Source organism: Zoogloea sp., from assembly GCF_041911615.1.
GTDB lineage: Bacteria > Pseudomonadota > Gammaproteobacteria > Burkholderiales > Rhodocyclaceae > Zoogloea.
The window spans coordinates 1-15,201 of the sequence record NZ_JAYROR010000138.1; the positions used below are offsets into that span (position 1 = coordinate 1).

A 15,201-nucleotide genomic window follows, 5' to 3' on the forward strand; every position below is an offset into this window, starting at 1 on the left:
CGGGGCGGCGGCGTGCGACTCAGAGCCCGCGGGCGAACAGCGCCGACGCGCCTGGCAGCCGCAGGGCCGCCAGACGCGCCAGCAGCGCGTCCCAATCCACCGCGTCGAGGGTGTTCTTGACCAGCAGGCCCAGGTCGGTCTCGCCTTCCATCAGCAGGCGCCGGCTGAAGAACAGGGTGTCCGGATCCGCCTCGCGCAGCGCCAGCGCCAGGTAGTCGCGGGTGGTGGCGGAGATCGTCAGGTCTGGCGCCTGACCGTCGAACAGCGGCCGGAAGCCCCGCGGGCCGAAGGTGAAGCGCAGCGCCAGCCCCGCATCGGTGACCTTGAGCAGCAGGCGCTTGCCGGTGAGCGGCTCGAGGGCGTCGCGGGGCAGCAGGCGGTCGAGGGTCAGGTTGAGGCCGGTGACGAGGGCGAGCGTCGGCGGCAGCTGCGGCAGCCGGGCGCCGACGCGGGCGAAGGGCCCAGGCAGGGTGAAGGCGGGGATTTTCATGGTGAGCCTCGGGGTTCAGGCGGAGACGAATTGCTCGACGCCCGGACGGCCGTGCCAGAAGCCGTTGCACGGCGCCTCGGGTAGCAGCGGGAGCGCTTCGCGCAGGGCATCGAGGGCCGGTACGCGGCCATCGAGGGCATGGCGGAAAAGGCGCAGGACATCGCCGGTGTGCTCGCCCTGGGGGCTGATGCGCAGGATGTGAATGCCGTCGGCGACCACCGCCGGCAGGTCGCCGAGCAGGGTGTGGACCTGGGCCGACTGGGTCTGGATGCCGTTGAGGGTGAGGAAAGGCGCGCCTTCGCGGGTTTTCAGCGGGATGCCGTCGGCGAACTGCAGGCAGCGGAACTCGCAGGTGTCCTTCTGCAGGTTGAAGTGGCGGGCGGTGAAGCAGCGCGCCGAGTAGGCCAGCGGCAGGCGGCCGTGGGCGAAGATCTCGGTCTCCATGGCACGGCCGAGGCCGCGGCGCAGGTCGGCGATCTGCTGGCGGCCGATCTCGGGCGGGGCGACCCAGCGGGTGGCGCCCAGGTCGGCGAACATGCCGAGGGTGACGGGATTGAAGATGTTGAGCGTCGGCCCGGCGATCCAGTCGGCCACCGGAGCGTCGCCGCCGGTGAGCAGGTGCACCGCGCCCATGTCGTTGGCCTCGACGCGGAAGCGCCCGTTGGCGACGATGCGACGCAGGGTCTTCAGGTCGGATTCGGATTCGACCAGCACCTGGCTCGACAGCACGACTTCCTTGCCGGCGCCGGCCAGCGTCTCGGCGATCTCCAGCCAGTCGGACAGGCGCAGTTCGTGGCGGCGAGAGCAGACCGTCTCGCCGAGGTAGACGATGTCCACCGGCGCGTCGGCCATGTCGGCGTAAAACGCCAGGGTGGACTGGCGGGGCCAGTAGTAGAGCAGCGGGCCGAGGGCGAGTTTCATGGGCGGGTCTCGAGAGGGCGGAGGCCGTCGGGGGCGGGCCGGACGGTCACTTCCAGGGGCGGTAGTAGGCGCCGAGGGTGTGGCTCTGACCTTCGGACACCTTGTTGAGAGCATTCATCCAGCCGGGATCGACGCGAAAATCCGGCGTCTGAGCGAGCAGGCGGTCGATGGCGGCGCGCCACACCTGGGTGACTTGCGCCACGTAGGCGGGACTGCGTTGACGGCCTTCGATCTTGATGGCGCGCACCCCGACGCGGGCGAGCTCGGGCAGCAGCTCGAGGGTGTTGAGGCTGGTGGGCTCCTCGATGGCGTAATAGGTTTCGCCGTTGACGTCGAAACGCCCCTTGCACAGCGTCGGGTAGCCGGCGCGCTCGCCGTCGGCGAAGCGGTCGATCAGGATGCCGCCCAGGCGCGTCTCCATGCCCTTCGGGGTCTGCGCCCAGCGCACGTGGGCGCCCGGCGAGCAGGCGCCGTTGCAGTTGGGGGATTCGCCGGTGGCGTAAGCCGACAGGGCGCAGCGCCCCTCGACCATCACGCACAGGCCGCCGAAACCGAACACTTCGATCTCCACCGGCGTGTTCGCGATGACCTGCTCCACCTGCGCCAGCGACAGCACCCGCGGCAGCACCGCGCGGGCGATGCCGAAATGGCGGTGATAGAAGTTGATGGCATCGTAGCTGGTGGCCGAGCCCTGGACCGACAGGTGCAGGCGCAGCTCGGGATGCACGCGACGGGCGTAGTCCATCAGGCCGGGGTCGGCGAGGATCACCGCGTCGATGCCGAAGGCGGCGGCGCGATCCACCGCGGTGGTCCAACGCTGCCAGTTGTCGGTCTGCGGGTAGGTGTTCAGGGCCAGCAGCACCTTGCGGCCGCGGTCGTGGGCATAGCGCACGCCTTCGCCGAGGGCCTTGTCGTCGAAGTTGAGCCCGGTGAAGTTGCGGGCGTTGGTGGCGTCCTTGAAGCCGAGGTAGACGCAGTCGGCGCCGTGATCGACGGCGGTCTTGAGGGCGGGCAGGCTGCCGGCGGGGCAGACCAGTTCGATTTGGCGCGCGGAGGTCATGGGCGGTCGGGGGCAGGAATGACGCGGCCGGACTATAGGCGCGCGGCAGCCCTGCCACCTTGACCGCGGTCAACGGGGTTTCGGGTGGGCCGTCACGCCGCTCAGATGCGCAGGGCGGCGCGCAGCTCCGGGTCGTCGAGGGCCTTGTCGACCACCTCGCGCAGCACCCGCTCGAGGAGCAGGCGCAGATCCTCGGTGGAAGCGAAGACCCCCGTATCCAGGGCCAGCGCCGACCCTTCGACGCGATCGACGGCATAGGCGCGGGCGAAGACCTGCCGGCCGTCGGGTCCGCTCACGGCCAGGTCGACGACCACGTTGGCCTCGCGGCGCACAACCTGGTCGCAATACAACTTGCGCACGACGCCGCCGAGCTGCGCGCCGCCCCCCTCCGTCCGCACGCCGCGGGCGCGCAGTCCGTCGGCGAAGGCGGCCTGCACCAGCTCGACGGCCGGCCGCGTGGATTCGAGGGTCTTCAGGTGGTTGCCGAAACCGCCACGGATCACGCCGAGCCAGTTTGGTTTCTCGTCGCGGGCATCGACGAAGGTCGCCACGGCGACCGGTTGGGCGGTGGCGGCGGCGCGGCTGAGCTGGGCCGGCGGCGCGTAGCCGAGTCCGCCGGTGGTGGTGCCGCAGGCCGACAAGGCACCTGCCAGCATGAGCGCGATCAGGATGCGTTTCATCTTGGTTCTCCCTTTGAGACCCGCCGCGCCGGAGGGCGCCGCGGATGCACATGTAATTGTCCTCCCGTTTCGCGCCGGGCGCGCTCCCCGGACGGGCGCCCGCGACCTCCGCAGGGGCGGTGCCGCACCCTATAATCCGCGGATTCGCCAACGCTTTTTCCGCTTTAGCCCATGCTTTTCTGGTTCGTCATCGCCTACTGGCTGATCTCGGTGGCCATCGGCCTCGTCGCCGCCACGCGGGTCCACAACACCAAGGACTTTGCGGTGGCCGGACGGCACCTGCCGTTCTACATGGTCACGGCCACCGTGTTCGCCACCTGGTTCGGCTCCGAGACCGTGCTCGGTGTGCCGGCCACCTTCCTCAACGAAGGCCTGCACGGCGTGGTGGCCGACCCCTTCGGTTCGTCGATGTGCCTGATCCTGGTCGGCCTCTTCTTCGCCGCACCGCTGTACCGCATGAACCTGCTGACCATCGGCGATTTCTACAAGAAGCGCTACGGGCGCGGCGTCGAGGTGCTCACCACGATCGCCATCGTGATCTCCTACCTGGGCTGGGTGGGGGCGCAGATCTCGGCGCTGGGACTGGTGTTCAACGTGGTGTCGGGCGGCGAGATCAGCAAGACGATGGGCATGTGGATCGGCTCCGGCACCATCCTCATCTACACCCTGTTCGGCGGCATGTGGGCGGTGGCGGTCACCGACTTCCTGCAGATGATCATCATCGTGATCGGCATGCTGTGGATCGGCGGCGAGGTGAGCGGCATGGCCGGCGGCGTGGGCGCGGTGGTGGGCCACGCGATGGAGTCCGGCAAGTTCAACATGCTGCCGCCGCCGGATGCGAAGGAGGTGATCGCCTTCATCGCCGCGGCGATCACCATGATGCTCGGCTCCATCCCGCAGCAGGACGTCTTCCAGCGGGTGCAGTCGGCCAAGTCCGAGAAGATCGCGGTGTGGGGTTCGGTGCTGGGCGGCAGCCTGTATTTCCTGTTCGCCTTCGTGCCGATGTTCCTGGCCTACTCGGCGACGCTGATCGACCCGGCGATGGTCGCCCGCCTCATCAGCAGCGACTCGCAGATGATCCTGCCGGAGCTGGTGCTCACCCGCGCGCCGCTGTTCGCCCAGGTGATGTTCTTCGGCGCGCTGCTGTCGGCGATCAAGAGCTGCGCCTCGGCCACCCTGCTGGCGCCGTCGGTCACCTTCACCGAGAACATCCTCAAGCCCGCCCTGCCGCACCTCACCGACAAGAAGCTGCTGTTCTGGATGCGCGTCGTCACACTGATCTTCACCGTGCTGGTCACGCTGTACGCGATGTTCTCCAAGGCGACGATCTTCAAGATGGTCGAGAACGCCTATCAGATCACCCTCGTCGCCGCCTTCATCCCGCTGCTGTGCGGGCTGTACTGGCGGCGCGCCACCAATCAGGGCGCGCTGGCGGCGATCTTCTGCGGCATCGCGGTGTGGCTGGGCGTGCACCTGGCGGGCGGCGACGATCCCTTCGTACCGGCCCAGCTCGCCGGGCTGATCGCCAGCGCCGCGGGCATGATCGTCGGCTCCCTCGCCCGCCAGCTGCTGCCCCACGACATCCACGTCCACGACCGCCTGCGCCGCGGCCACCACGCCGCCGACGCCCACGGCGTGGCCCACGAGGGCATCGGCGCGATCCACCACCACTGACCCCGCCGCCCACCGAGGACACGCCATGACCGACGCCGCCCCCCGCCAGCCGGACGAGATTCCGCTGTTCCCGCTGGGCACCGTGCTGTTTCCCGACAGCGCCCTGCAGCTCAAGCTGTTCGAGGCGCGCTACCTCGACATGGCGGCGCGCTGCCTGCGCGGCGACACGCCTTTCGGGGTCTGCCTGATCCGCGACGGCGGCGAGGTCGGCGCGCCCGCCGTACCCCACGAAACCGGCACCCTGGCGCGGATCGTCGACTGGGACATGACGCAGCCCGGGCTGCTCTTCATCACCGCCCGCGGCGGCGCACGCTTTCGCATCGCCACCCGCACCGTCCAGTCCGACGGGCTGCAGACCGCCCGCGTCGAATGGCTCGCCGAACCGGCGCCGCAGCCGGTGCCGCCGGCGCTCGCCGGGCTGCTGCCGCTGCTGCGGGCGATCGTCGCCGACGCCGGCGAAGCGGTCTTTCCGCTACCGCACCGCTTCGACGACGCCACCTGGGTCGGCTACCGCCTCGCCGAAGTGCTGCCGATCCCGCCCGAGGCCCGCCTGCGCCTGCTGGCCCTCGACGACACCGTGTCGCGGCTCGAAATCCTCCACACCTACCTGCGCCAGCACAAGCTGCTGGATTGAACGATCGTTCAAATCGCGCCAACGAAGGCGTCGAGCCGATCGAGCACCGGGTCGTCGGGATCGAACTTGCGCGCGAAGTGGGCGCCCGAGCGGGTCATCGCATCGAAATCCGCCTCGCCGAGGGTGCGCGGATGGGGCGTCTGCTCGGGCCAGTCGATGTAACGCAGCGGATCGTCGGCCAGACGCAGGTCCGGCGCGTTGCCGAGGATGGTCTGGATGTACGACTCGTCGGGGCAGATCAGGCGGTAGCGCTCCTGGCGCCGGTAATGGGCCGCCAGCGCCGGGTTGTCGCGGTGGAAACACAGCAGATGGGCCGCCGCCCGCCGGTTGGCGGTGAACCACTGGCTGCCGAAATAACACCGGAAACGCGCCGAGAACGGCGTCAGGAGTTGCGTCAGGAGCGGATGCGAGAGCGTGAAAAAGCGCCCGGGCGCGCCGTTTCGCGCCATGCCCGGCAGGTGGAAGCGGAAGGTGCGGTAGCGCCGGAAATTGAGCCGCCCGGAGGCCAGCTTGCGCGCCGCGTAGCTCACCTCGCGACGCTCGATGTAGGCGTCGAAAGGGCTCGCCGCCAGCTCGGCGAGGATCGCCGCGGCGGGCTTGACCGGGTAGTCGGCGCCGCTCAGCAGCACGAACCAGTCGGGCGCGTCGGGCCGCGCGTAGAGCGCCTCGATGCCGCGCAGGGTGGCATCGACGATCGAAAAGCGCCCCCAGCCGGTCGTCTCGTGGGGGCGCACGACCGTAAAATTTGTGCCGAAGCCCTCGCCCGGCAGGTCACATTTCGAAAAATCGTGGTGACAGACGATGGGCGGCGCGTCGAACATGCGGTCGAGGGTGCCGACCAGGCGACGGATCTGCGGAACGTTGGCGTGGGTCAGCAGGACGAAACCAATGGGGGCGGACATGGACGAAGCAAGGCACGGTGGGCGAAAGGCCCCGTTAGGATACACCCCGACCCTCCGCCAGACCCCCGCCGACCCGCTAGAATCGATGCCCATTGCGCCCGCCCGACGGCCCCATGCCTGACTTCCAACGCCGCAGCTCCCCTCTCGCCGCCTGGTTCGCCGCCGCCATCGGCGTGCTGATCGTCTACGCCTGCCTGCACCCCTTCACCGGCTGGCGCGACACCGGCCTGCCCGTCTTCGACTACCTGCGCCAGCCCTGGCCGCGCTACTACACCCTCACCGACCTCACCGTGAACGTGCTCGGCATCGTGCCGTTCAGCTTCGCCCTGGTGGCGGCGATGCCGTCGCGGCTGTCGCGCGGCGGCGCGGTGCTGGCGGCGATCCTCACCACCCTGATGCTCAGCCTCAGCGTCGAGACGCTGCAGAACTTCCTGCCCAGCCGCGTGCCGTCCAACCTCGACGTGGGCTGCAACACCCTGGGCGGCATCCTCGGCGCGCTGGCCGGCGGACGCTGGAGCGGCCGCCTGTTCGACCCCCGCAGCGGCCTCACCCGCTGGCGCAAGCGGCGCATCGTGCCGGGCCACGTCGGCGAGATCGGGCTGGTGGTGCTGGGCCTGTGGCTGCTCACCCTGCTCACGCCCGAAAGCCTGCTGTTCGCCACCGGCGACCTGCGCCGCCTGTTCGATCTGCCGACGCCGCTGCAATTCAACCCGACCCGCTTCGTCAAGGTCGAAGCCGCCATCGCCGCCAGCCAGCTGGTGGCGGTGGGGCTCACCGCGCGCTGCATCATGCGCGACTTCACGCCCTGGCCGATCGTGCTGCTGGTGCTCCTCGGGCTGGGCGCCAAGACGCTCGCCTCGGCCACCTTCTTCGCCCCCGGCGACCCGCTCCACTGGGCCACCCCGGGCGGCCAGATCGGGCTCGGCGCCGGTGCCGCGCTGCTCGGCCTGTGCCTGCTGCTGCCCGCGCGCAGCCACGCCATGCTGGCCGGCATGGCGCTGCTGGTGGGCACCGCGCTGGTCAATCTCGCCCCCGAGAACCCCTTCCTGCCCAGCGACGCGGCCTTGATCCGGCAGGGCAACTTCCTCAACTTCCACGGACTCACCCAGCTCACCGCCAGCCTGTGGCCATTCATCGCCTTCGCCTACCTGGGCCTGCTCGGCGCCAGCAGCGCCCGCGAGCCCCACCCGCCGCTACGTGGCCGATGACGCATCACCCGCCCACGCGGCGGAACGATTGACCGATAATCGTGGTCATTTCCCGAACCGATCCCGGAGAAGCGCCCCCGATGAGTTACTTCCAGCACCACGTATTCTTCTGCTGCAACCAGCGCGCCGAGGGCGAAACCTGCTGCGCCAACCACGACAGCGTCGCCCTCCAGACCTATGCCAAGGAACGCATCGCCGCCCTCGGGCTCAACGGCAAGGGCCAGATCCGCGTGAACAAGGCCGGCTGCCTGGGCCGCTGCGACGACGGCCCGGTGCTGGTCGTCTACCCCGAGGAAACCTGGTACACCTTCGTCGACAAGGCCGACATCGACGAGATCATCAGCGAGCACCTGCAGCACGGCCGCGTCGTCGAGCGCCTGAAGGTCTGACCATGCCCGCCACCGAAACCGCCCTCATCAACGGCCCCGACGGTGCCATCGAGCTCATCATCGACACGCCCGACACGGTGCGCGGCATCGCCCTGGTGTGCCACCCGCACCCGCTGTTCCACGGCACCAACACCAACAAGGTCGCCCATACCCTGGCGCGGGTCTTCCGCGACCTGGGCTACGCGGCCTTGCGCCCCAACTTCCGCGGCGTCGGCAAGAGCGTCGGCAGCCACGACAACGGCGACGCCGAGACCGAGGACATGCTCGCCGTCATCAGCTGGGCGCAGAGCCGCTGGGGCGGCCTGCCGCTGGCCCTGGGCGGTTTCTCCTTCGGCGCCTTCGTGCAGACCCGCGTCGCCGCGCGGCTGGCCGACAGCGTCACGCCCGCCGGACGCATCGTGCTGGTCGGTACCGCCGCCGGCACCGTCACCGGCGCACGCAGCTACACCACCGAGCCGGTGCCCGACGACACCCTCGTCATCCACGGCGAGGTGGACGAGACCGTCGCGCTGGCCAACGTGATGGCATGGGCCGCGCCGCAGGAACTCCCGGTCGTCGTCGTGCCCGGCGCCGACCACTTCTTCCACGGCAAGCTGCACGTGATCCGCCGGATCATCGAACGCGCCTGGAAGCCGCTCTGAACCACCCCGCTCCCCAACCCCGGCCTGCCCGCCAGGCCGCCACGCCGAGGTCCCACCGATGAAGCTCGTCGCCTCACTCACCAGCCCCTACGCCCGCAAGATCCGCGTCGCCCTCGCCGAGAAGGGCCTGCCCTTCACCCTCGAGGTGGACATCCCGTGGCTGCCCGAAACCCAGGTGCCGGCCTACAACCCGCTGGGCAAGGTGCCCGCGCTGGTCGGCGACGACGGTGAGGTGTGGTACGACTCGCCGGTGATCGCGCTGTATCTCGAAACCCTCGGCGGCACCCCGTTGCTGCCGGCCGAGCGCGTCGCCAGCCTGCCGGTGCGCCAGACCGAAGCGCTCGCCGACGGCATTTCCGACGCCGCCATCGCCGCCTTCCTCGAAAGCCGGCGCCCCCCCGAGCAGCAGGACGCCGCCGGCATCGAACGCCAGCTCGCCAAGATCCACCGCGGCCTCGCCGCGCTGGAAGAACGCCTGGTGCAGCGCAAGGGCTTCGGCAACGCCGCCCTCAACATCGCCGACATCGCCGTCGGCTGCACCCTCGGCTACCTGGACTTCCGCTTCGGACACCTCCACTGGCGCAGCACCCACCCCAAGCTCGCCGCCTGGGCCGCCGAGCTGATGGCCCGGCCGTCCTTCGTCGACACCACCCCGCCGCCCGCCTGATGCCCCTCGAGATCGCCGGCCTCGTCAAGCGCTTCGGCAGCGGCGCCGACGCCCGCGAAGTGGTGCGCGGCATCGACCTGCGCCTGCGGCCGGGCGAATGCTTCGCCCTGCTCGGCCCCAACGGCGCCGGCAAGACCACCACCCTGCGCTGCGCGCTGGGCCTCACCGGAGCCAGCGGCGGGCGCATCACCCTATGCGGCGAGCCGGTGCCCGAGCGCGCCCGCGAGGCCCGCGCGCGGGTCGGCGTGGTGCCGCAGCTCGACAGCCTCGACCCCGACTTCACCTGCGCCGAGAACCTGCTCATCTTCGCCGGCTACTTCGGCATCCCGGAGCGCGAGATCCGCCCGCGCATCCCCGAGCTGCTCGCCTTCGCCGGCCTCGAGGGCAAGGACAACGCGCGCATCCAGTCGCTCTCCGGCGGCATGAAGCGGCGCCTCACCCTGGCCCGGGCGCTGGTGAACAAGCCCGAACTGCTGATCCTCGACGAGCCCACCACCGGCCTCGACCCGCAAGCCCGCCACCTCATCTGGGAGCGCCTGCGCCGGCTCACCGCCGAGGGCACGACGATCCTCCTCACCACCCACTTCATGGACGAGGCCGAACGCCTCGCCCACCGGCTGGCGATCCTCGACGCCGGGCGCATCCTCACCGAGGGCAGCCCGCGCGAGGTCATCGCCGGCCACATCGAGCCCCAGGTCGTCGAAGTGTTCGGCGACTGGGACGGGCGCGGCGCCGCCGCCTGGGCCACCGCCCATGCCGGCCCCCTGAGCAGACGCTGCGAGATCAGCGGCGAGACCGCCTTCTGCTACACCGACGACGCCGGCCCGCTGCTCGCCCATCTGGCCCAGCAGCCGGGCCTGCGCACCCTGCACCGCCCCGCCAACCTCGAGGACGTGTTCCTCAAGCTCACCGGGCGCGAACTGCGCGACTGATCCCCCTGATTCCCATGACCCCGTCCATCCCGCCGCTGCCCCCGGAGGCCTGACCCGATGGCCGCACTGTTCGCCCCGCCCCGCCTGTCGCCACGCCTGTTTGCCGTGTGGCGGCGCAACTTCCTGGTCTGGAAGAAGCTCGCCCTGCCCTCCATCGTCGGCAACCTGGCCGATCCGGTGATCTACATGCTCGGCCTCGGTTACGGCCTCGGCATGCTGGTGCCCGAGGTCGAGGGCGTCTCCTACATCGCCTTCCTGGCCGGCGGCACCCTGTGCTACTCCACGATGAACGCCGCCACCTTCGAAGCGCTGTACTCCGGCTTCTCGCGGATGCACGTGCAGAAAACCTGGGAAGCCATCATGAACGCCCCGGTGGCGCTGGACGACATCGTCGCCGCCGAGCTGGTGTGGGCCGCCAGCAAGGCCACCCTGGCCGGCACCGCGATCCTCGCGGTGATCGCCCTGTTCGGCTTCACCGCCTCGCCGCTGGCGCTGGCGGCGATCCCGGTGGTGTTCCTCACCGGGCTGTGCTTCGCCGCCCTCGGCCTCATCATGACCGCGCTGGCGCCCAGCTACGACTTCTTCATGTATTACTTCACCCTGTTCGTCACCCCCATGACGATGCTCTCCGGCGTGTTCTTCCCCCAGAGCCAGCTCCCCGACGCGGTGCGCGGCGTGGCCGACCAGTTACCCCTCGCCCACGCCGTGGCGGTGGTGCGGCCGCTGCTGCTCGGCCAGATGCCGGCCCAGCCCGGCCTGCACCTGGCGGTGCTGGCGCTCGTCACCCTTGCGGCCTTCTGGCTCGCCCTTGCCCTGACCCGCCGACGCCTGCTGAAGTAAGCCGATTCGCGCCAGCCGCCGCCCGCGCGGCGCCCGTCAAAGCGTGGGCGCAGATCGCCCAGCGAAAACTTGGACGTGTTCAAATCCGACTTGCGATTTTTCAAGTCAAACTTGCGCCCCTGCACCTTAAAGATGCATGAATCCAGCCCGGACTTGCGATGTTCCAGGTCCGACATGGAAAAAAACCAACCCAAACTTGCAAGGCCGCAAATCGGAGCTCGAAGCGCGCAAGTCAGACTTGGACGCACGCAAATCCCCCTTGAAAACGTCCAGATAAAACTTGCGACCGTCCAAGTTCCGGTTCGGTTGTACCCTCTCGCCCACGCACACCGTCGCCGCCCCCATCGCCATGCCCGACACCTTGCTCGTCCTCACCAACCTGCCCGACGCCGAGGCCGCCGGGCGCATCGCGCGGCTCCTGATCGAACGCCGCCTCGCCGCCTGCGTGAACATCCTCGCCCCCTGCACCTCGGTGTACCGCTGGAACGGCGCCGTCGAGACCGCCGCCGAGGTGCCGCTGCTCATCAAGACCTGCGCCGACCGCTACCCGGCGCTACAGGCCGCGCTGGCCGAAGCCCACCCCTACGAACTTCCCGAGATCGTCGCGGTCCCTCTGCACGACGGCCTGCCCGCGTATCGGGCGTGGGTCGCCGCCGAAACCCGCGAGGCTCAGCCCTGACCCCTCTTCTTGATCCAGGCGCTGGCGCATCCCGCGCCCGCCCGCCAAGCTCCCGGCCATGAACCGCATCTTCCGCACCCTGCTCTTCTTTCTCGCCAGCCTGCTCGTCAGCCTCGGCGCCCTCGCCGGCGACGAGCCGCTGCCCGTCGAACAAGCCTTCCGCGCCAGCGCCCGCGCGGTGGACGATCACACCGTCGAAGTCCGCTTCGAGATCGCCGACGGCTACTACCTCTATCGCCACCGCTTCAAGTTCGAGGCCGACGGCATCGCCTTTGGCGAGCCGTCGCTGCCCGCCGGCAAGCCCAAGAAGGACGACGCCTTCGGCGAGGTCGAGATCTACCGCAAGGCGCTGGTCTTCGCGCTGCCCGTCACGGCCGGCAAGCCGCCCTTCACGCTCAACTTGGTGAGCCAGGGCTGCGCCGACATCGGCATCTGCTACCCGCCCCAGACCCACACCCTGCCCATCGCCCTGACCAGCGGCACGGGTGGCGAAAGCCTGCTCGCCCGCGCCCTCGGCAAGGGCGACGCGCCGGCGGCCACGCCCGCTCCCGCCAGCAGCGCCGACGCGCAGGACGAGTCCGGCCGCATCGCCGGCCTGCTGGCCGGCGGCGGCCTGCTGGCAACCCTCGCCAGCTTCTTCGGTTTCGGCCTGCTGCTGGCCTTCACCCCCTGCGTGTTCCCGATGATCCCGATCCTCTCCGGCATCATCGTCGGCCACGGCCACGGCATCACCAAGGGCCGCGCCTTCAGCCTGTCGCTGCTCTACGTGCTGGGGATGGCGGTCACCTACGCCGCCGCCGGCGTCGCCGCGGGGCTGTCGGGCACGCTGCTGTCGGCCGCGCTGCAGAACCCCTGGGTGCTCGGCAGCTTCGCGCTGGTGTTCGTCGCCCTCGCCCTGTCGATGTTCGGCTTCTACGAGTTCCAGCTCCCCACCGCGCTGCAGAGCCGCCTCTCCGACACCGCCAACCACCAGAAGGGCGGCTCGCCCGGCGGCGTGATCGCCATGGGCGCCCTGTCGGCGCTGATCGTCGGCCCGTGCGTCGCCGCGCCGCTGGCCGGCGCGCTGCTCTACATCGCCAGGACCGGCGACGCCGCGCTCGGCGGCCTCGCGCTGTTCTTCATGGCGCTCGGGATGGGCGCGCCGCTGATCGTCGTCGGCGTGCTGGCGCGCAGCGCCCTGCCCAAGGCCGGCCCGTGGATGGAAAACGTCAAGCGCGCCTTCGGCGTGGTGCTGCTGGCGGTGGCCGTGTGGCTGGTGTCGCCGGTGCTGCCCGGCGTCGCGACGATGTTCGCGTGGGCGGCGATCCTCGTCGTGTCGGCGATCTACCTCCACGCCCTCGATCCACTGCCCGCCCACGCCAGCGGCTGGCAGCGCTTCTGGAAAGGCTGGGGCGTGCTCGCCCTGCTGGCCGGCGCGGCACTGTTCGTCGGCGCCCTCGCCGGCTCCCGCGATCCGCTGCAGCCCCTCGCGATCCTGCGCGCCCAGGCCGCCGGCGCCCCACTGGCCGAGACGAAATTCCAGCGCGTGCGCTCGGTGGCCGAACTCGACCAGGTGCTGAAGACCGCCAGCCGCCCGGTGATGCTCGATTTTTATGCCGACTGGTGCATCTCCTGCAAGGAGATGGAGCGCTTCACCTTCGCCGACCCGGCGGTGGCCCGTCGCCTGGCCGGCTTCCAGCTGATCCAGGCCGACGTCACCGCCAACGACGACGACGACAAGGCGCTGCTCAAGCGCTTCAAGCTGTTCGGCCCGCCGGGCATCATCTTCTTCGACGCCACGGGCAACGAACGCCCCCAGCTTCGCGTGGTCGGCTTCCAGGAAGCCGAGATCTTCGCCAAGGCCCTCGACGCCGCGCTCACCCCCTGAGCCCCCGCGGCGGCGTGTCCCCGCTGGCCTTCCCGCGATAGCGGGCCTATGCTTGAGCGATGAACACCGATTCGCCGCGCCGCGGGGCACATCGCCCCCGAGCGGCGCGCCGGTCACCGAGGGGACACGCCAAACCATGCCGAACCTGCCCGATTTCGACGACCTGTACGTCATTTCCGACCTGCACATGGGCGGCGAGCCGGATTTCCAGATCCTCCGCGAAACCGCCCGGCTGGCCGGCTTCATCCGCCGCCTCGCCACCCAGACGCCGGAGCGCCGCCTGGCCCTGGTCCTCAATGGCGACGTGATCGACACCCTGGCCGAGGACGACACGGTGAAAGGCTACGTGGCGATGCTCGACGCGCCGGAAGTCGTCGCCGGTATCATCAGGCGCCCGGCCTTCGCGCCGGTGTGGGACGCCCTCACCGAGTTCGTGAAGGGCAAAAAACGCACCCTCGTGATCGTCATCGGCAACCACGACGTGGAACTCTCGCTGCCCGCCGTTCAGCGGATGCTCGTCGAGCGCCTCACCGGCGGCAAGGCCGAGGCCCGCGCCCGCATCGAGTTTTCGACCACCGGCGCCGGCTATCCGTGCACCGTCGGCAACGAGCGGGTGTTCTGCACCCACGGCAACGAGGTCGACGTCTGGAACTACAACCTCTACGAGGATCTGGCCCGCCTCGGACGACGGCTCAACGTCGGCCAGCAGCTCAACGAATGGCACCCCAACCCGGGCACGCGGATGGTCAAGGACGTGATGAACGCGGTGAAACGCCGCTACGCCTGGATCGACCTGCTCAAGCCCGAAAAGCCCGCGGCGCTGGGCGGCATCCTGCTCACCCTCGACCCCGGCCAGGCCCGCAAGCTCACCCAGCTGGTCTCGGTGGTGCCCACGCCCCTCGACACCGCCGCCCGCGACAACCGGCTCGGCGCCGGCCCCGCGGCCAGCGCCGGCGGGACGCCCCTCGACCAGCTGCTCGGCCCCAACCTGCGCGAGATCTGCAGCCGTAACGCCGCCGCCCGCCGCTCGCCGCGGGCCGACGACATGCTGCTGGCCGCCGAATACGCGCTCGGCGACGGCCTCGGGGCCGGCAGCGCCGACGAAGCCACCCTGGGCGGCTGGCAGTACGCCTGGGATCGCCTGACCGGCTGGATCACCGGCGTGCCCAAGGAAGAAGCCCTGCGCCGGGCGCTGCTCGACTGGCTGCACGACGACAAGACCTTCGACACCGCCGTACACGACGACACCAGCCGCGACATCCTCAAGTCGGTCGGCGCCGACTTCCGCTTCGTCGTCACCGGCCACACCCACCTCGCCCGCAACATCGACCTGGGCGGTGGCCGCCGCTACCTCAACGCCGGCACCTGGATCCGCCTGATCCGGCTCACCCCGGCGCTGCTCGGCGACCCGGCCGCGTTCAAGCAGGTCTACGCGGTGTTCGAGAATGGCCGGATGAGCGCCCTCGACGCCGCCGAGATCGGCGGCAAGAAACTGGTCCTCGACCGCACCACCGCCGTGCGCATCGCCAGCGAAGACGGCACCACCCGCGGCACGCTCATCGACGTGAAGGGGAACGGCAGCGGCCCCGACCTCGAATTCCAGCCGGAGGCCTGAAC

The 15,201-nt window shown here is 70.2% G+C and carries 16 protein-coding genes; 11 read left to right on the forward strand and 5 right to left on the reverse strand.

The window, feature by feature from the left end; translation table 11 throughout:
- Positions 1–19 precede the first annotated feature (19 nt).
- From ACE3P2_RS18200 to ACE3P2_RS18215, 4 genes are all read right to left on the reverse strand, one after another.
- Positions 20–490 carry an SCP2 domain-containing protein gene (locus ACE3P2_RS18200; RefSeq protein WP_374267089.1) on the reverse strand — a complete coding sequence of 157 codons (471 nt, stop codon included), beginning with the start codon at positions 488–490 and terminating at the stop codon, positions 20–22.
- Between the two features lie 15 nt (positions 491–505).
- Positions 506–1,411: a U32 family peptidase gene (locus tag ACE3P2_RS18205; protein ID WP_374267091.1), complete on the reverse strand. Its 906-nt coding sequence runs from the start codon at positions 1,409–1,411 to the stop codon at positions 506–508.
- A 46-nt stretch (positions 1,412–1,457) separates the two neighbouring features.
- Entirely contained in the window at positions 1,458–2,471 is a 1,014-nt protein-coding gene (locus ACE3P2_RS18210; RefSeq protein ID WP_374267093.1) for a peptidase U32 family protein, read from the reverse strand.
- Positions 2,472–2,572: 101 nt separating this feature from the next.
- Entirely contained in the window at positions 2,573–3,151 is a 579-nt protein-coding gene (locus tag ACE3P2_RS18215) for a YajG family lipoprotein (protein WP_374267096.1), read from the reverse strand.
- 171 nt (positions 3,152–3,322) lie between these two features.
- On the opposite strand from ACE3P2_RS18215, the gene ACE3P2_RS18220 reads away from it, so the two are divergent.
- Both ACE3P2_RS18220 and ACE3P2_RS18225 read left to right on the forward strand, forming a co-directional pair.
- Positions 3,323–4,825 (forward strand): sodium:solute symporter family protein, encoded by a 1,503-nt coding sequence (locus tag ACE3P2_RS18220; RefSeq protein ID WP_374267098.1) that lies wholly within the window; start codon positions 3,323–3,325, stop codon positions 4,823–4,825.
- Positions 4,826–4,850: 25 nt separating this feature from the next.
- Positions 4,851–5,459, forward strand: a complete 609-nt coding sequence (locus ACE3P2_RS18225) for an LON peptidase substrate-binding domain-containing protein (RefSeq protein WP_374267099.1) — start codon at positions 4,851–4,853, stop codon at positions 5,457–5,459.
- 8 nt (positions 5,460–5,467) lie between these two features.
- Here the strand turns inward: ACE3P2_RS18225 and ACE3P2_RS18230 are convergent, their stop codons facing one another.
- Positions 5,468–6,361, reverse strand: a complete 894-nt coding sequence (locus ACE3P2_RS18230) for a beta-1,6-N-acetylglucosaminyltransferase (protein ID WP_374267101.1) — start codon at positions 6,359–6,361, stop codon at positions 5,468–5,470.
- Between the two features lie 113 nt (positions 6,362–6,474).
- Between ACE3P2_RS18230 and ACE3P2_RS18235 the strand changes: the two genes are divergently transcribed.
- From ACE3P2_RS18235 to ACE3P2_RS18275, 9 genes are all read left to right on the forward strand, one after another.
- Positions 6,475–7,569, forward strand: coding sequence for a VanZ family protein (locus tag ACE3P2_RS18235; protein WP_374267103.1), 1,095 nt, complete (start codon positions 6,475–6,477; stop codon positions 7,567–7,569).
- A gap of 80 nt (positions 7,570–7,649) precedes the next feature.
- Positions 7,650–7,958 carry a ferredoxin gene (locus ACE3P2_RS18240; protein ID WP_374267105.1) on the forward strand — a complete coding sequence of 103 codons (309 nt, stop codon included), beginning with the start codon at positions 7,650–7,652 and terminating at the stop codon, positions 7,956–7,958.
- Between the two features lie 2 nt (positions 7,959–7,960).
- Positions 7,961–8,599, forward strand: a complete 639-nt coding sequence (locus tag ACE3P2_RS18245) for an alpha/beta hydrolase (protein ID WP_374267107.1) — start codon at positions 7,961–7,963, stop codon at positions 8,597–8,599.
- 58 nt (positions 8,600–8,657) lie between these two features.
- Positions 8,658–9,266, forward strand: coding sequence for a glutathione S-transferase (locus ACE3P2_RS18250; RefSeq protein ID WP_374267109.1), 609 nt, complete (start codon positions 8,658–8,660; stop codon positions 9,264–9,266).
- Positions 9,266–10,198: an ATP-binding cassette domain-containing protein gene (locus ACE3P2_RS18255; protein ID WP_374267111.1), complete on the forward strand. Its 933-nt coding sequence runs from the start codon at positions 9,266–9,268 to the stop codon at positions 10,196–10,198. The genes ACE3P2_RS18250 and ACE3P2_RS18255 overlap by 1 nt, the downstream gene beginning before the upstream one ends.
- 57 nt (positions 10,199–10,255) lie before the next feature.
- Positions 10,256–11,038 (forward strand): ABC transporter permease, encoded by a 783-nt coding sequence (locus tag ACE3P2_RS18260; RefSeq protein WP_374267113.1) that lies wholly within the window; start codon positions 10,256–10,258, stop codon positions 11,036–11,038.
- Between the two features lie 349 nt (positions 11,039–11,387).
- Complete coding sequence (gene cutA, locus ACE3P2_RS18265) at positions 11,388–11,717, forward strand: divalent-cation tolerance protein CutA (protein WP_374267224.1); 330 nt, start codon at positions 11,388–11,390, stop codon at positions 11,715–11,717.
- A 58-nt stretch (positions 11,718–11,775) separates the two neighbouring features.
- On the forward strand, positions 11,776–13,584 hold the full coding sequence (locus ACE3P2_RS18270) for a protein-disulfide reductase DsbD (protein WP_374267115.1): 1,809 nt from the start codon (positions 11,776–11,778) through the stop codon (positions 13,582–13,584).
- Positions 13,585–13,720: 136 nt separating this feature from the next.
- The gene (locus ACE3P2_RS18275) at positions 13,721–15,199 is read left to right on the forward strand and encodes a metallophosphoesterase (RefSeq protein WP_374267116.1); all 1,479 of its coding nucleotides are present in this window, start codon (positions 13,721–13,723) and stop codon (positions 15,197–15,199) included.
- The last annotated feature ends 2 nt before the right edge of the window (positions 15,200–15,201 follow it).

Bases quoted from the DNA above. Each gene is read 5' to 3' on its own strand.
- ACE3P2_RS18245 (WP_374267107.1), top strand. From the start codon at position 7,961: ATGCCCGCCACCGAAACCGCCCTCATCAACGGCCCCGACGGTGCCATC.
- ACE3P2_RS18200 (WP_374267089.1), bottom strand. From the start codon at position 490: ATGAAAATCCCCGCCTTCACCCTGCCTGGGCCCTTCGCCCGCGTCGGC.
- cutA (WP_374267224.1), top strand. From the start codon at position 11,388: ATGCCCGACACCTTGCTCGTCCTCACCAACCTGCCCGACGCCGAGGCC.
- ACE3P2_RS18240 (WP_374267105.1), top strand. From the start codon at position 7,650: ATGAGTTACTTCCAGCACCACGTATTCTTCTGCTGCAACCAGCGCGCC.
- ACE3P2_RS18230 (WP_374267101.1), bottom strand. From the start codon at position 6,361: ATGTCCGCCCCCATTGGTTTCGTCCTGCTGACCCACGCCAACGTTCCG.
- ACE3P2_RS18225 (WP_374267099.1), top strand. From the start codon at position 4,851: ATGACCGACGCCGCCCCCCGCCAGCCGGACGAGATTCCGCTGTTCCCG.
- ACE3P2_RS18215 (WP_374267096.1), bottom strand. From the start codon at position 3,151: ATGAAACGCATCCTGATCGCGCTCATGCTGGCAGGTGCCTTGTCGGCC.
- ACE3P2_RS18260 (WP_374267113.1), top strand. From the start codon at position 10,256: ATGGCCGCACTGTTCGCCCCGCCCCGCCTGTCGCCACGCCTGTTTGCC.
- ACE3P2_RS18235 (WP_374267103.1), top strand. From the start codon at position 6,475: ATGCCTGACTTCCAACGCCGCAGCTCCCCTCTCGCCGCCTGGTTCGCC.
- ACE3P2_RS18210 (WP_374267093.1), bottom strand. From the start codon at position 2,471: ATGACCTCCGCGCGCCAAATCGAACTGGTCTGCCCCGCCGGCAGCCTG.
- ACE3P2_RS18220 (WP_374267098.1), top strand. From the start codon at position 3,323: ATGCTTTTCTGGTTCGTCATCGCCTACTGGCTGATCTCGGTGGCCATC.
- ACE3P2_RS18255 (WP_374267111.1), top strand. From the start codon at position 9,266: ATGCCCCTCGAGATCGCCGGCCTCGTCAAGCGCTTCGGCAGCGGCGCC.
- ACE3P2_RS18250 (WP_374267109.1), top strand. From the start codon at position 8,658: ATGAAGCTCGTCGCCTCACTCACCAGCCCCTACGCCCGCAAGATCCGC.
- ACE3P2_RS18275 (WP_374267116.1), top strand. From the start codon at position 13,721: ATGCCGAACCTGCCCGATTTCGACGACCTGTACGTCATTTCCGACCTG.
- ACE3P2_RS18270 (WP_374267115.1), top strand. From the start codon at position 11,776: ATGAACCGCATCTTCCGCACCCTGCTCTTCTTTCTCGCCAGCCTGCTC.
- ACE3P2_RS18205 (WP_374267091.1), bottom strand. From the start codon at position 1,411: ATGAAACTCGCCCTCGGCCCGCTGCTCTACTACTGGCCCCGCCAGTCC.